Here is a 14,240-nt window from a genome sequence, read left to right on the forward strand (position 1 = left end):
TGGGCACATGTCCCTGCCTGATGCCTCCGCTTCACCGTCCGCTGGGTCTCGGCCGCCCGCGCGCCGCCCTGCCGAGATCGTCGAGGTCGTGGAGGTTCAGCATCTGACGCCTCGACTCGTGTCGGTCCGCGTCGGCGGCACAGACCTCAGTCGGTTCGCATCCGTTGCTCCGACCTCCCACATCAAGGTGATGATCCCGCCGCCGGGGCAGCGCGAGCCGGCCCTCCCCCGCGAGACGGCGGAGGGCCGCACGTGGCCGGAGGGCGTCGATCGCCCGGAGGTCCGTACGTACACGCCGCGTGCCTACGATCCGGAGACGGGGCTCCTGGAGATTCAGTTCGTCGTGCACGAGGACGGGCCCGCTTCGTCCTGGGCGGCGGCAGCGAAGCCGGGCGATCGGATCGGGCTTCGCGGGCCTGGCGGCCGGTTCGCGTTCCCGGAGTCGCCGCGGCGCTGGTGGCTGGCTGGCGACGAGAGCGCGCTGCCCGCAATCGCGCAGTTGCTCGAAGCGCTGCCGGACGACACCGATGTGGAGGCCCATATCGAGGTGGAGTCCGACGCTGACGAGATCCCGCTCGAGGCCCCGAGCGGGGCGACGGTGGTGTGGCATCACCGGACGCCGCACACCGCGTGGAGCGGGACGCTCCTCGCCGCGCTCGACGAGCGGCTGGCTGCGGGCGAGGGAACGAGCGCCGACGCGCTCGGTCGGATGTTCTGGGTTGCGTGCGAGGCGGGCGCGGTGCGCGATGCGCGTGCCCGGATGCTCGCCGCGGGAGTCTGCCGCGATGAGATGATCACGCGCGGATACTGGCGACTCGGCGAGCGCAACCATCCCGATCACGACTACGGCGAGGACTGACTCAGCACACCGGTCGCGATGGCGATCTGCGCGTCGCGGTCGACGACCTTGATGCGTTCACGCTCGACGTCCGATGTGTCGGCGGCACCGAGCGCTCGCTCGTGCGCATCGAGCGCCAGCCAGCCGTCCCACGTGGTGTACTGCACGCCGCGCGACTCGAGCAGCGCGAAGATCGCGTCATCCGACCGCTCGGAGGCGCGCACGAGCCCTTCGGTGTCGCTGACGAGATGCTCGATGGTCTCCATCGCGTCGGATTTCGTGTGGCCGATCAGGCCGACGGGACCGCGCTTGATCCATCCGGTGGCGTAGACGCCCGGGATGCGCTGCCCTGCCTCATCGACGACCCGACCTTCGAGGTTTCGGATCACCCCGAGACGGTCGTCGAACGGGAGGCCCGGGAGTGGCGACCCGAAGTAGCCGACGGCCCGGTAGACGGCCTGCACCGCGTATTCGCGGAGTTCGCCCGTTCCGCGGACCGTCCCGTCGTCGGTCAGCCGGGTCCGCTCGAACCGGATCCCGGTGACGGCGCCGTCAGTGCCGAGGATCGCCGCTGGGTTGTGGAGGAAGTGCAAGTGGATGCGGCGGCGCGCATCGGTACGTGGCCGGTCGAGCCATCCGCGCATGGTGCGCACCATGACCTTCACCTGGTTGGATCCGGACGCTGCGACGGCTGCATCGATTGCAGCCGCGTCCTCGAAGTCCTCCGCGGACACGATGGTCTCGACGCCGTCGACCTCGCCGAGCTCGCGGAGTTCGATCGGGGTGAACTTGACCTGGGCCGGCCCTCTGCGTCCGAAGACGTGGACGTCGGTGACCGGTGAGGCTGCGAGCCCCGCCGCGACGTTCTCCGGGATGTCTGTCCGGAGCATGTCGTGCGGGAGCTTCGCGAGCACGCGGGCGACGTCGAGCGCTACATTCCCGTTGCCGAGGACGGCGATCTCTCGGGCTTCCAGCGGCCACGTCCGCGGGACGTCCGGATGCCCGTCGTACCAGCTGACGAAGTCGGCAGCGCCGTACGACCCCGTCAACTCGATCCCCGGGATCGACAGTTCGGCGTCTCGGATGGCACCCGTGGCGATGATCACGGCGTCGTAGCGGCGGCGGAGGTCCGCGAGCGTCAGATCCCGACCGAACTCGACGTTGCCGATGAAGCGGACAGTGCCTCGGTCGAGCATCTCGTGCAGCGAGTTGACGATCCCTTTGATGCGCGGGTGGTCCGGTGCGACGCCGTACCGGATCAGGCCGTATGGGGCGGGAAGCGACTCGAACAGGTCGATGGCGACGTCGAGTCCGGTACTCGACAGGATGTTGCCGGCATAGATACCCGCGGGTCCGGCTCCGACGATCGCGACGCGCAGGTCTCGGCTCATGCTGTGTTCCTTCGGTAGAGGTTCACGACGTCGCCGATGACGATGACGGCCGGGTTTCGAACACCGGCGCTGGCGGCGATGGCGGCGATGGTGCCGAGCGTTCCGATGGTGACCCGCTGCCGCGGTCCGAAGCCGTCCTCGATGATCGCGACGGGCGTGTCGGCGCTGCGGCCGCGCGAGACGAGCACGGCGGCGTGGGTGCTGAGACCGCCGACACCCATGAGGAGCACGAGTGTGTGCTCTCCGCGGCCCGGCATCTCCCCGAGGTCCTGGTGACCCGTCGCGACCGTGAATGCGGCGGCCACTCCGCGTGCGGTGAGCGGAATGCCGACAGCGGCGGGCACCGCGATCGCGCTCGTCACACCGGGCACCACCTCGACCGGCACGCACGCGGCCTCGCAGGCTTCGACCTCTTCCTGACCGCGACCGAAGACGAACGGGTCGCCGCCTTTGAGACGCACGACGCGCCTCCCTTGCAGTGCCCGGTCGACGATGATCCGGTTGATCTCATGCTGCGGGACCGGGTGGTGGCCCGGGTGCTTGCCCACATCGATGATCTCGACACCCTCCGCGAGGTCATCGAGCAGACCCCTCGGGGCGAGCCGGTCCGTCACGACGACGTCGGCCTTGTTGAGCAGCGCTGATCCGCGAGCGGTGATGAGCTCAGGATCCCCGGGCCCTCCACCGACGAGCACGACGCAGCCGACGGCGGTCATCGTGCCGCTCCCGCGAGGAGTCCCCGGCCGCGCGCCACGGCCCGCTCGATCGGAGCGAAGACGGCGAGTTCGACGAGCATGCCGATGACGAGGACGGCGACGATCGTCACGAACACGCTGCTGAGATCGAACAACTGCCGACTTTGGTCGAGGAGGGTGCCGAGGCCGAACCCCATCGACCCACCCGTTGTGATGATCTCGGCAGCCATGAGCGAGCGCCAGCTGAAGGCCCAGCCCTGCTTGAGGCCTGCCAGATAGCCGGGCAGTGCGGCAGGCATCACGATGAGGACGCTCCGCTCGACACGGCCTGCACCGAGCACCGTACCGACACGCCCGTACAGCGGTGGCACCTGGTCCACGCCGCTCAGCAATCCGTTGACGATCGACGGGATCGCGCCCATGAGCACGACGAAGTACGCAGTCGCATCGGTCAGACCGAACCAGAGAATCGCCGCCGGCACCCATGCGACCGACGGGAGCACCTGCAGTCCGGTGATCAGCGGCCCGACGGCTCGGCGGAGGATCCGGATCTCGGCGAGGAGCATGCCGATCGGTGTCGCGATCGCCGCGGCGATGAGAAAGCCGAACACGCCGCGTTCGAGGCTTGTCAGGATCGCTTGGGGAAGCCTCCCGGTCGTCCAGAGCTGGCCGAGCGCGCCGAGCACGTCCCGTGGGCTCGGCGTGATGTCCGGCCGTGGGTGGGCCACGACCACGTACACCTGCCATGCGACCACGAGCAGGCCGAGGAACGCGATCGGCAGGACGGCGTCCGCGGTGCTCCGGCGCCAGGGACGCGACGCGGGACGGTCCGACCGAGTCTGCAGCGCGTCCAATCCGGACTCGACCGTCCGGAGGTCACGGTCGAGTCCGGCGTCGATGCCGGCTACGGCATCTTCCGCGACCGGGTCACGGGTCTCGAGGTCAGGCTGCACGGCGGATCTCCTTCCGCAGCCGATCGGTGATCGCCGCCGTGATCCCCCCGGAGGCGCTGGTGCTGACCGCCGCGGCCCGCTCGTTCGCGACATCCCAGGTCGCGGCGATTCGGCCGGGTCGCGACGACAGGAGCACCACTCGCTGTCCGAGGCGAACGGCCTCCTGTACGTTGTGCGTCACGAACACGATGGTGCGGCGGGTCTCCCGCCAGACCCGCTCGAGCTCGTCATGCAGCAGATCGCGCGTGATCGCGTCGAGCGCCGCGAACGGCTCGTCCATGAGGAGCACACCGCGGTCCTGGGCGAGTGCGCGCGCGAGCGCGACCCGCTGCCGCATGCCGCCCGAAAGTTCGTGCGGCCGCTTCCGTGCCGCGTCGGCGAGGTTCACGAGATCGAGCAGTTCGAGGGCCCGTGCCGCGCGCGGCCGCCGTGGCATGCCGGCGAGCCGCAGCGCGAGCGCAACGTTGTCGAGGGCGCTCAGCCATGGGAACAGCGCGGATTCTTGGAACATGACGGCGCTCCGGCCGCTCGGCACGCTCACGGTGCCTGCGGACGGCGACTCCAAGCCGGCAGTGATGGCAAGCAGCGTCGATTTGCCGCAGCCGGACGCCCCGACCAGGCAGACGAACTCCCCCGAACCGACGCAGAGGTCGATGCCGTCGAGGACGAGCGGCCCGGCGCCGCCGTATCGCTTCGTCAGGTTGGTGATGATGATCGCGTCATCCGTCATCCGAGCGCCTCCTGAACGGTGATTGGAGAACGATGGGCGCCCCGGAGGACCGCGTCGAGTTGGGACACGTCGACGATGCCGCGGATGCTTCCGCCGCGGCCGATGCCCGCTGCCGTCGCGTGGGCGAGTTCGGTCGAGTAGGCCGACGCGATCGGGTCGGGGCTGAACGTGACGTTCCGGAGGGCTTCCTGCAGGACCGCGGCCGGGAGGCTCTTCGCACCGTCCGCCGCCATCTGGGCTCCCACAACGCGCGCGTCCTCGGCGGCCGTGTGTGCGGTGAGCCAGTCGACAGACCGGACGTCCGCCGCGACGAGCGCTCTGACGGTGGCTGGATGCTCGGCGAGGAATCGTTGGGAGACGACGAGCACCGTCGTCGGGTAGGTGCCTCGCGGCCATTGGGTCGACTCGTCGACGAGGACGTGACCGCCTGCGTGGACGAGCCGGGTGACCCACGGCTCCGGGACCCAAGCGCCGTCGATCGTGCCCTGCTCGAACTGGGCGAGGGTGAGCGCGTTCGACTCCGGCTCGATGGTGACATCTCCGCCTGTGGTGAGCGACGTCCGCAATCCGTGCGAGGTCAGGAACGCACGAAGCGCGACGTCCTGCGTGTTGCCGAGCTGCGGGGTGGCGAGCGTGGCGCCCGCAAGCTGCGAGGTCCGGTCGATGCCGCTGCGGACGACGAGCGCGGCGCCTCCTTCGGTTGCCCCGGCGACGATTCGGAGCGAAGCACCACCGCTGGCGACATAGGCGTTGATCGCCGGCGATGGGCCGACGTACGCGGCGTCGATCGCTCCGGCGTTGAGCGCTTCGATCTCAGCAGGACCGGCGTTGAACTGCTCGGTCGTGAGCGCCGTCGCCCCGAGCGCGGCGCGGATGATCCCTTCGCGCACGCCGACGAGGGCGGGCGCGTGGGTGACGTCGTCGAAGTAGCCGAGGCGGACCACGGAGGCGGGGGCCGGTACCGCGGCCCCGGCAGTATTGGCCGCGCACCCCGAGAGCGCCCAGCCGGTCGCGACGCAGAGCGCAGCGACGGCTGCCGCACGCGCGACGACCAGACGGACGCGACCGATCATGCGGCGAGGATCGTTCCCGCCGCCAAGCTGGCGCCGTCCTGGGGATGGATGACGACAAAGGCTCCGTTGCGGCGGTGGACCGTGTATTCGACGAGCGGCAGTGGCGATGCGAGACGGACACGGACCTGCCCGATGTCGTTGATCGCGAGATCGCTCGCTTCGACGAGTTCGAGCGTGTCGAGGTCCCGGCGGCCCTCGAGCGCCGTGACGATCGCCTGCACCGTCGCCGTGCCGTATTTGATGAGCACGCGCTGGCCAGTGACCAGCGGACGCGGGTCGAGCCAGAACAGCGACGCCGCGAACTCCTGCGCCAGCGGGTTGGGAGCGTCGGCACCAGCGATGACGACGCCGCGGGGCGCGTCGATGTCGTCGGCGAGGCGGAGCGACACGGACCGCGGAGCGTACGCGGCGTCGAGGGTGCCGTCCGCGGTCTCGATACCAATGACCGTGGTGGTCGCGCCGCCGGGCAGGACGCTCACGCGGTCTCCGACGCGCACCGCACCGGACGAGATCTGCCCCGCGAACGCACGATAGTCGCGAAACGCGTCCGGATCGAGGCCCGGCGCGAGCGACCCTTGGGGCCGGATCACGGTCTGGACCGGAAGCCGGAAGGGCGCGAGGACGTCCTCGGCCTCGTCGACCACGGCGAGGGTCTCCAGTAGCTCCAGCAGCGCCGGCCCGCCGTACCAGGGCGTGTTCGGCGAGGCTTCGACGACGTTGTCTCCTTCCAGCGCCGACACGGGGATCACGGAGACACCCTCGAGCCCGAGCTCTCCGGCGAGCGCGAGCGCATCCGCCTCCACGGCGCGGAACAGCCCCTCGTCGTATCCCGTCAGATCGACCTTGTTGACCGCGACGATCACGTGCGGCACGCGCAGCAGCTGCACGACAGCCAGGTGTCGGCGAGTCTGCTCGAGGACCCCGTTGCGGACGTCGACGAGCACGACGACCGCGTCGGCCGTCGTCGATCCGGTGACCATGTTGCGCGTGTACTGCACGTGCCCGGGGCAGTCGGCGAGCACGAAGCTGCGGCGACCGGTCGAGAAATAGCGGTAGGCGACATCGATGGTGATCCCCTGCTCCCGCTCGGCACGGAGTCCGTCAGTGAGCAGCGCGAAGTCGATGCGGTCCCCGCCGCCGAAGCCGCGTGCCGCGCTGGCTCGGGTGATCGCGTCGAGTTGATCGGCGAGGATCGCTTTGCTGTCGTGCAGCAGGCGCCCGACGAGCGTGGACTTGCCGTCGTCGACGGATCCGGCGGTCGCGAAGCGGAACAGTCCGCGAGTCGAGGTGTCGCTCATCAGAAGTATCCGTCCTTCTTGCGGTCTTCCATGCCTGCTTCGGAGATCCGGTCGTCGGCACGGGTCGCACCGCGTTCGGTCAGCGTGGAGGCTGCGACCTCGTTGACCACGCTCGTCACGTCGGTCGCGTCCGACTCCACGGCGCCGGTGCACGACATGTCGCCGACGGTGCGGTAGCGCACCAGCCGGCGCTCGACCACCTCGTCGGGGCGCGGCAACGAGACGGGGCTGACGGCGCGCCACATGCCGTCCCGCCGGTAGACGTCGCGCTCATGGGCGTAGTAGAGCGGCGGCAGTGCGATCCGCTCGCGCTCGATGTAGCGCCAGACGTCCAGTTCGGTCCAGTTGCTGATCGGGAAGGCGCGAACATGCTGTCCGGGCGTGTGTCGGCCGTTGTAGAGGTTCCAGAGCTCGGGTCGCTGATTCCGGGGATCCCACTGACCGAACTCGTCGCGGAGCGAGATGATTCGCTCCTTCGCACGCGCCTTGTCCTCATCGCGGCGACCGCCGCCGAAGACGGCGTCGTGCCGCCCGTGCTGGATCGCGTCGAGCAACGGCAGCGTCTGCAGGGGATTGCGGGTGCCGTCCGCCCGCTCGGTGAGCCGGCCGTCATCGATGAAGGCCTGCACGCTCGCGACGTGCAGCGTCAGGCCGAGCCGCGCCACGGTCGCGTCTCGGAATGCCAGGACCTCCGGGAAATTGTGACCCGTGTCGACGTGGAGCACCGGGAACGGGATCCGTGCCGGCCAGAATGCCTTGGCCGCCAGGTGCAGCATCACAACGGAGTCTTTTCCGCCCGAGAACAGCATCACCGGCCGGTCGAACTCCGCGACGACCTCGCGGATGATGTGGATGGCCTCGTTCTCAAGCATGTCGAGCGCGTCTCGGGACGGCGCACCTGTGGCGCTGACAGCGACGCCGCCCGCAGCGTGAGCGGCCTCCGGATCGGCGGCCGGAGCGGCCTCCGGATCGGCAGCGGGAGCGGCCACAGGATCGACGGCGGGAACAGCCTCCGGCTCGCGAGCTCCAGACCGCAGGTCGACGGAATTGGAAATCGTCATAGGTGGATCCCGCATTCCGTCTTGGTGAGTCCGGCCCAGCGACCGGATCGGGGGTCGTCGCCGGGAGCGACCGGCTTGGTGCAGGGCTCGCAGCCGATGGAGGGGTAGCCATTCGTCAGCAGCAGGTTCAGCGGAACGCCGTGCTCGCCCGCGTATCCGACGAGCTGGTCGAGCTCCCAGGCGGCGAGTGGGTTGACCTTGACGAGACCGTGGCGGTCGTCCCACTGGACGAGGGGCGTGCCCGTCCGGGTCGGAGCCTCGTCTCGGCGCACACCGGTGAACCACACCTCGTACCCGGAGAGCGCCTTCTGCAGCGGCGCCACCTTGCGGAGCTGGCAGCACAGCCCGGGATCGCGTGACCAGAGGCGTTCGCCGTACTGGGCGTCCTGCTCGGCGACGGTCTGTTCGGGCAGGACGTCGACCACTGTCACGTCGAGGGATCGAGCGACCTCGTCGCGCGTGATCCGGGTCTCGAGGAAGTGATAGCCCGTGTCGAGGAACAGCACGTCGACGCTCGGGAGCGCCTCGGACACGAGGTGCGGCAGCACGGCGTCCGCCATCGAGCAGGCGACCGCGGCCCGGCGAACGTCGAAATGCCGGGCGACCCAGGCCACGACCTCCGCAGCGGACGCTTCGCCGTCGGTCGCGCCGGATCGGAGCTCAGCGGCACCCTCGGCAGCGAGGGCCTGCAGTTCGTCGGTGTCGCGGAGCCGCTGGCGCGGCGAATCGATGTCGGTCACTGGAGCGCCTCCTCGTCGGCTGCGTGCGCCCATTCGGCGAAGGTCTGCGTTTCCGTGCGGTCGGCCAGGAATCGACGGACGAGCCGTTCGACGTATGCGGGAAGGTCGGCTTGTGTCACCTTGAGCCCACGCACGGTACGACCGAGTCCCGCGTCCGCCCGCGTGTCCGAGGCGAGGCCACCGCCGAGATGCACCTGAAACCCGGGGCCTTGAACGCCGTTCGCGTCGGTGAGGATCTGCCCCTTGAGACCGATGTCGGCGGTCTGGATGCGGGCGCATGAGTTCGGGCACCCGTTGATGTGCAGGCTGATCGGGTGCGGCAGGTCGATGTCGGCGAGCCGCTCCTCGAGCACCGCGATCGTCGCCGTCGCCGTGTCTTTCGTGTCGACGATCGCGAGCTTGCAGTACTCCAGGCCGGTGCAGGCGATGGTGCTGCGCCGGAACGGGCTCGGCCGTGCGGACAGCCCGATCCCGTCGAGTTCCGCGACAAGCGACTCGACCTGGTCGTCGGCGATATCGAGCACGACGAGCTTCTGGTGCGGCGTCGTCCGGAGGCGCGTGGAACCATGCGCCTCGAGCGCGTCGGCGAGCGCGATCAGTCGCGTCCCCGACAGACGGCCGACCGTCGGCGCGACACCGATGGAGTTGCGGCCGTCCTTCTGCGTGTGCACGCCGATGTGGTCGCCTGGCGTGGTCGGCCGCGGCGCAGCGGGACCGTCTGCGAGACGGTAGCCGAGGTATTCGGTCTCCAGAACCTCCCGGAATCGTTCGACACCCCACTCGGCGAGCAGAAACTTCAACCGGGCCTTGTTTCGTAGACGGCGATAGCCGTAATCGCGGAAGATGCTGGTGACGCCCTCCCACACGTCCGCTGCCTGCGCCTCGGTGACGAACGCCCCGAGGCGCTCCGCGAGCCGCGGTGTCGTCGAGAGCGCTCCACCGACCCAGAGGTCGTATCCCGGGCCGAGCTCGGGGTGTACCGTCCCGACCAGCGCGATGTCGTTGATCTCGTGCACGACGTCCTGGCTCGGGTGCCCCGTGATCGCACTCTTGAACTTGCGTGGCAGGTTCGAGTACTCCGGGTTCGCCAGCGCGCGGCGCTGAATCTCGTCGATGACGGGCGTCGGATCGATGATCTCGTCGGCTGCGATCCCGGCAAGCGGACTGCCGAGGATGACGCGCGGGACGTCACCGCACGCCTCCGTCGTCTGCAGGCCCACGGCCTCGAGTCGACGCCAGATCTCGGGTACGGACTCGATCTCCACCCAGTGCAGCTGAATGTTCTGACGGTCCGTCAGATCTGCCGAGTCGCGGGCGTGGTCACGAGCGATTTCGCCGATGACGCGCAACTGGCGCGTCGTCAATCGGCCGCCATCGATGCGGACGCGGAGCATGAAATAGCGGTCCTCGAGCTCCTCCGGCGCGAGCGCGGCAGTTCTGCCGCCGTCGATCCCCGGCTTGCGCTGGGTGTAGAGGCCCCACCACCGAAAGCGTCCGTGCAGATCGCTCGGATCGATGCTGTCGAACCCATTCTGCGCGTAGGTCGTCTCGATGCGATGGCGAACGTTGAGGCCGTCATCGTCCTGCTTCAGAGCCTCGTTGCTGTTGAGCGGGTCGTGGCCATCGATCTTCCACTGCCCATTCGCCACGCCGGCTCGGGTCCCCCGAACACGGCGAACCTGGGTCGCCTCAGTCGCTGTCATGTCGCCCCTCACGTCGCTCTCAGCAGATCGGACACGACCGTATGAGCGGACGACAGGGCACCGCCAGCGCTGCTGCAACATGACGACGCGGTGCGTAACAGTGTGACGCTGTGGAGGATCAGTCCTCTGATGAACCGGACATGGCGCTGCCGATGCGATCGAGCACAACCGCGACGACGTCATCCGGCGTCGAATCCGGAGTCACGAGCGGCTCGGCGACGAGGTCGGCCTCGGACCCGTGCACGAGGTCCAGGAAGTAGCCGGGTGCGAGCAGATACGGCAGCGCCACCACGCGCCCGGTCCCCCTCTCTCGGGCCGTTCGCACGGCAGCGGCAAACGTCGGCTCGGCGGCGGAGAGGAATCCGACCGACACGTCGGCCCCGATCCGCGCCGACAGCATCGCGCCGATGCGGAGGCAGTCCTTCACCGCGCGAGCGTCGGACGACCCGGCGGCGGCCAGCGCAACCGAGTCATCCGGGCGCCAATGGACCCCCTGCAGTCGTCGCTCAAGCACCGCCGCGAGCCGCTCGTCCGGGCCGAGCGCTGCCGTCACGACCGCCGGCGCGGCAGCTGCCGCGGCGCTCGCCGCGAGATCCACGTACACGTGATATCCCGCGGACAGGAGCAGCGGAACGATCACGGCGCGCGCGCCCGACGGGACGGCGGCGAGCGCAGTCGGAACATCGGGCATTTGCACATCGACGTGGCACGCGATCACGTCCACTGCACTGCGCGCTCGCACCGCATCGACGAGCGCACGGACCGCACGCTGACCGCGTGGCGAGGCGGTGCCGTGCGAGGCGGCGAGGACGGTGACGGACACGGGGCTCCTACTGGCCACCGGCGTGGGACACCGCTGGCGGGGTGTGCAGGACAGGCGGAATCACCGGATGGGTGGGGATGACCGGGCTCGGTGTCGTGGTTGGCTCGGGGCTGTTGCGGCCGTGCCCGAGGAGCCATCCGGGGGTCGGCAACGTCGGGACTGGAACGCCGATGACGGGTGCGCCGTGACCGGACGCGCTGCCGCCGGGAGCGCTGCTGCCATGCGCACTGCTGCTGGCGCTGGACGGCGCCGACGACGGCGCTTCCGGCGTCGGAGCTACGGGCGCAGGCGGCAGCGCGGTACTCCCAGGCGTCACCGGCGAAACGACGGGATGCTGCCCTGGCGCCGGTCTTCCGGGAGGAGCTGGCTGCGGGTGACCGGTCAATCTTCCGACTGCGCCGACGATCGTGCTGGTGGCCGCGTGTCGGAACTGCGGATCTGCTGCAGCGGCGGCGGCCGTTCCGGCGACAAGGAACCCGGCGAGGCTCACCGCGGTGACCGCCGCAACCCCACGACGTGACCGGGCCGAGCGTCGTTGCGCGGCTGCTGCGGCCTCCGACGCCCGAACCGAGCGGCGCGACGGCAGCACGTGAACAGTTGCCTGGGCAGACGAGCCCGCGAGCAAGGCGGCCAGTTCGGCATTCGGGACGGGAGGATCGCCGGCACCCAGATCGGCGATGTCGGCAAGCGATTGCAGAAGGGCATCGGGCTGTGCAGGATCGAGCCCGACCTCGGCAAAGAGCGACGACAGCGACGCTTCGGTGTGCTCGGTCACGACATCGCCACCTTCCCGACGCCGAGTTGGGTGGCTGGCACCAGGTCGATGTGTCCCGCGTTCTCGACTCGTTGTCGCAGACTCACGAGCGCTCGGCGTTGGAGCTGCTTCACTGCACCCACCGACCGGTCCATGACGGCCGCGGTGTCCTCGAGCGAGAGATCGGCGATGACGCGGAGCGCGATGACCTCGCGTTGCTCCGCACTCAGCGAATCGAGCAACGGCAGCACGTTGCTGCCGAATCCGTGCGTCATCACGATGTCCTCTGCTGACGGGACGAGCCGTGTCTCGTTGTCTGGTTCGTATGGTTCGAAGGCCGGCCCCCGGGCACGCTGCCGATAGTGGTCGACGCACCGGGCGTGGGCAATGGTGTAAATCAGGGTCTTCAGCCCTGCACGACCGCCGGTCACAGTACCGATCCGCTCGTGCAGTGCGATAAAGACGTCATGCGTCACCGCTTCAGGATCCGGCAGACCGCGGGCGTGAAGATATCCGCGGACTCCTGGTGCGAATTCGCGGTAGGCATCGGAGAACAGCGAAGCCTCGCTGCTCTCGTCGGTGGCCTTAGCCCGAGCGCGCACCCGTTTCCTTCCGCCCATCCTGCACGGCTCGCCCTACCGTAACCGAGCGGCGGCGCCTGATCGCCGATCGCCGCCGCTCGGCTGACAGATGGCGATCAGCGGTTGCCGACCGCCGCCGCCTGCTGGGAGGAGCCGCTGACAGCAACACCCGGGAGCTTCGGCGTGGTCTTCGCGCCGTTCGTCACCGAGGGCAGCGAGGGCGTCTCGACGTGGCCCGGAACGGCCGCGGCACCGGCGGTCGCCGTCGAGGTTCCGGCGGCGGTCGACGGGGTTGCGGTCGCCGTCGAGGTCGGCACTGTCACGGTGGCGTGCCCGTGGGCGTTCACCGTCGCGCAATATCCGGTGATCGAGGCAGCACCGCCGGCAGCCTTCGCGAGGGAGGCGTAGGCGATGCTGGTCACGGCAAGACCGCCGTGCGCATACGCGTTGCACAGGCCGAACGCAGCAGAGCCGGTGGCGTCAGGGCCGACAGCGTTCGCAGCGGCCGACGCGGAGGCGGTCGGAGCGGCGGTGGTCGGAGCGGCGGTGGCGGTGGTCGTGGCGCCCGCGGTCGGGTCAGCGGTGGCCGACGCGCTTGCACTCGCCGAGGCGCTCGCCTCGTCAGTGGGGTTGGCGGTGGCGCTAGCGAACGCGGTTGCGGTCGCAGGAGCGCCGATCAGCTGGTGGGCCTGGGTCTGGAGCGGCTGCGGAAGCGAGCCGGTGAACGCGGCAGCAGCCGTGCCTCCGACAGTGAGCGTGCCAAGCGCAAGCACCCCAACGGCAACCTTGCTGGACACGAGGGCAGCAAAAAGCGACATGAAATTCCTTCTCGAATCGACTTCGATGCGTTCGCAGCGGGGGCAGGGGGTCCCCCGCTGCGAACCTGTCAACGCGACCCGAACGCGCCGACACTCTCTCCATCGTTCACGGGGTCGGAAAGGTTACGCGGCGGTTCGGGAGCGCTGAATGTCGTGGACAGGACGCGCACGCGCCCAGGGTGCGGGGAGCGCCACCTGCCAGACTGCGGCCTATGCGTGGCGGGGGTGCATCACCGGGCGGCCGTCGGCCTCGGCGATCCCGCATCCTCGGGACAGTGGGCGGTGGGCTCGCGCTGATCGTCGCCGCCGGGATCGTGATCGTCGTGCTGCGCCCGGCAACGCCGTCCGAAGAGCGCGTCGCAGGTCCGCGTCCGAACGCAGTCAGCCCGTCTGTCCCCGCGCAGACGCCCGGCGACGTGAGCACGGCGTCCGGCAGCAGTGCGGGCGGGAACGCCCTCGAGCCTGCAGGCGGATCGGGTTCCGCGGCACCCGCGGCGCCGACAATCACCCGGTCACAGCAGCAGCTCCTCCGCTACGTCGCGCGGCTCCCCACTGTGCACGACATCACGCCCGTGACCGTTGCCGACTACACGGACCTGGTTTGCGCGACGCTCGGCTCGCCACATATGTCGCCGACGTTCTTTCAATCGGCGGTTCAGATCGAAGAGCGCGGCTACGGATTGACGTACCAGCAGACGATCGGTCTGCTCACCGCGACGGCGCAGAGCGGCTGCCCGTCGGAACTCCCGGTCATCCAACGCCGCGGAGCGACGACCGACTGA

At 69.6% G+C, this 14,240-nt stretch carries 14 protein-coding genes and 1 pseudogene; 2 read left to right on the forward strand and 13 right to left on the reverse strand.

Translation table 11 applies throughout. The annotated features are described in order from the left end of the window. The first annotated feature begins 7 nt into the window (after positions 1-7). Positions 8-859 (forward strand): siderophore-interacting protein, encoded by an 852-nt coding sequence (locus tag CAM01S_RS10730; protein WP_083527947.1) that lies wholly within the window; start codon positions 8-10, stop codon positions 857-859. Here CAM01S_RS10730 and CAM01S_RS10735 read toward each other — a convergent pair. From CAM01S_RS10735 to CAM01S_RS10795, 13 genes and pseudogenes are all read right to left on the reverse strand, one after another. Then, entirely contained in the window at positions 844-2,229 is a 1,386-nt protein-coding gene (locus CAM01S_RS10735) for an FAD-dependent oxidoreductase (protein WP_066520972.1), read from the reverse strand. The two genes, CAM01S_RS10730 and CAM01S_RS10735, sit on opposite strands and share 16 nt — an antisense overlap. Next, a pseudogene (gene cobA / locus CAM01S_RS15120) lies at positions 2,226-2,939 on the reverse strand (uroporphyrinogen-III C-methyltransferase); the annotation flags it as partial. The pseudogene cobA and the gene CAM01S_RS10735, both read right to left, overlap by 4 nt. Before the next feature lie 2 nt (positions 2,940-2,941). Beyond that, positions 2,942-3,877, reverse strand: a complete 936-nt coding sequence (locus CAM01S_RS15125) for an ABC transporter permease (RefSeq protein WP_066520977.1) — start codon at positions 3,875-3,877, stop codon at positions 2,942-2,944. Continuing rightward, positions 3,867-4,607: an ABC transporter ATP-binding protein gene (locus tag CAM01S_RS10750; protein WP_066520980.1), complete on the reverse strand. Its 741-nt coding sequence runs from the start codon at positions 4,605-4,607 to the stop codon at positions 3,867-3,869. The genes CAM01S_RS15125 and CAM01S_RS10750 overlap by 11 nt, the downstream gene beginning before the upstream one ends. After that, positions 4,604-5,680: an ABC transporter substrate-binding protein gene (locus CAM01S_RS10755; RefSeq protein ID WP_083527950.1), complete on the reverse strand. Its 1,077-nt coding sequence runs from the start codon at positions 5,678-5,680 to the stop codon at positions 4,604-4,606. The genes CAM01S_RS10750 and CAM01S_RS10755 overlap by 4 nt, the downstream gene beginning before the upstream one ends. Further along, on the reverse strand, positions 5,677-6,978 hold the full coding sequence (locus tag CAM01S_RS10760) for a sulfate adenylyltransferase subunit 1 (protein WP_066520983.1): 1,302 nt from the start codon (positions 6,976-6,978) through the stop codon (positions 5,677-5,679). The genes CAM01S_RS10755 and CAM01S_RS10760 overlap by 4 nt, the downstream gene beginning before the upstream one ends. Continuing rightward, the gene (gene cysD / locus CAM01S_RS10765) at positions 6,978-7,850 is read right to left on the reverse strand and encodes a sulfate adenylyltransferase subunit CysD (protein WP_217999734.1); all 873 of its coding nucleotides are present in this window, start codon (positions 7,848-7,850) and stop codon (positions 6,978-6,980) included. Before cysD ends, CAM01S_RS10760 begins: the two co-directional genes overlap by 1 nt. Before the next feature lie 185 nt (positions 7,851-8,035). Further along, complete coding sequence (locus CAM01S_RS10770) at positions 8,036-8,812, reverse strand: phosphoadenylyl-sulfate reductase (RefSeq protein ID WP_174520429.1); 777 nt, start codon at positions 8,810-8,812, stop codon at positions 8,036-8,038. After that, positions 8,776-10,482 (reverse strand): nitrite/sulfite reductase, encoded by a 1,707-nt coding sequence (locus tag CAM01S_RS10775; RefSeq protein ID WP_083527951.1) that lies wholly within the window; start codon positions 10,480-10,482, stop codon positions 8,776-8,778. The genes CAM01S_RS10770 and CAM01S_RS10775 overlap by 37 nt, the downstream gene beginning before the upstream one ends. Before the next feature lie 118 nt (positions 10,483-10,600). Next, positions 10,601-11,305, reverse strand: coding sequence for a sirohydrochlorin chelatase (locus tag CAM01S_RS10780; protein ID WP_066520992.1), 705 nt, complete (start codon positions 11,303-11,305; stop codon positions 10,601-10,603). 7 nt (positions 11,306-11,312) lie between these two features. Continuing rightward, positions 11,313-12,080 carry a hypothetical protein gene (locus tag CAM01S_RS10785; RefSeq protein WP_066520996.1) on the reverse strand — a complete coding sequence of 256 codons (768 nt, stop codon included), beginning with the start codon at positions 12,078-12,080 and terminating at the stop codon, positions 11,313-11,315. After that, a complete protein-coding gene (locus CAM01S_RS10790) occupies positions 12,077-12,661 on the reverse strand; it encodes an RNA polymerase sigma factor (RefSeq protein WP_245631611.1) in 585 nt (194 codons plus the stop codon). The genes CAM01S_RS10785 and CAM01S_RS10790 overlap by 4 nt, the downstream gene beginning before the upstream one ends. Positions 12,662-12,756: 95 nt before the next feature. Continuing rightward, complete coding sequence (locus CAM01S_RS10795; RefSeq protein ID WP_066520999.1) at positions 12,757-13,458, reverse strand: hypothetical protein; 702 nt, start codon at positions 13,456-13,458, stop codon at positions 12,757-12,759. A gap of 275 nt (positions 13,459-13,733) precedes the next feature. Here CAM01S_RS10795 and CAM01S_RS10800 point away from each other — a divergent pair, with 275 nt between their 5' ends. Further along, positions 13,734-14,240, forward strand: coding sequence for a hypothetical protein (locus tag CAM01S_RS10800; RefSeq protein WP_066521001.1), 507 nt, complete (start codon positions 13,734-13,736; stop codon positions 14,238-14,240).

Source organism: Curtobacterium ammoniigenes NBRC 101786 (genome assembly GCF_001571045.1).
In the GTDB taxonomy this organism is placed as follows: Bacteria; Actinomycetota; Actinomycetes; order Actinomycetales; family Microbacteriaceae; genus Curtobacterium; species Curtobacterium ammoniigenes.

Excerpts from the sequence above, each read along its gene's own strand:
- CAM01S_RS10730 (WP_083527947.1), top strand. The coding sequence starts at position 8 with ATGTCCCTGCCTGATGCCTCCGCTTCACCGTCCGCTGGGTCTCGGCCG.
- CAM01S_RS10735 (WP_066520972.1), bottom strand. The coding sequence starts at position 2,229 with ATGAGCCGAGACCTGCGCGTCGCGATCGTCGGAGCCGGACCCGCGGGT.
- CAM01S_RS10750 (WP_066520980.1), bottom strand. The coding sequence starts at position 4,607 with ATGACGGATGACGCGATCATCATCACCAACCTGACGAAGCGATACGGC.
- CAM01S_RS10755 (WP_083527950.1), bottom strand. The coding sequence starts at position 5,680 with ATGATCGGTCGCGTCCGTCTGGTCGTCGCGCGTGCGGCAGCCGTCGCT.
- CAM01S_RS10760 (WP_066520983.1), bottom strand. The coding sequence starts at position 6,978 with ATGAGCGACACCTCGACTCGCGGACTGTTCCGCTTCGCGACCGCCGGA.
- cysD (WP_217999734.1), bottom strand. The coding sequence starts at position 7,850 with ATGCTTGAGAACGAGGCCATCCACATCATCCGCGAGGTCGTCGCGGAG.
- CAM01S_RS10770 (WP_174520429.1), bottom strand. The coding sequence starts at position 8,812 with ATGGGCGCACGCAGCCGACGAGGAGGCGCTCCAGTGACCGACATCGAT.
- CAM01S_RS10775 (WP_083527951.1), bottom strand. The coding sequence starts at position 10,482 with ATGACAGCGACTGAGGCGACCCAGGTTCGCCGTGTTCGGGGGACCCGA.
- CAM01S_RS10795 (WP_066520999.1), bottom strand. The coding sequence starts at position 13,458 with ATGTCGCTTTTTGCTGCCCTCGTGTCCAGCAAGGTTGCCGTTGGGGTG.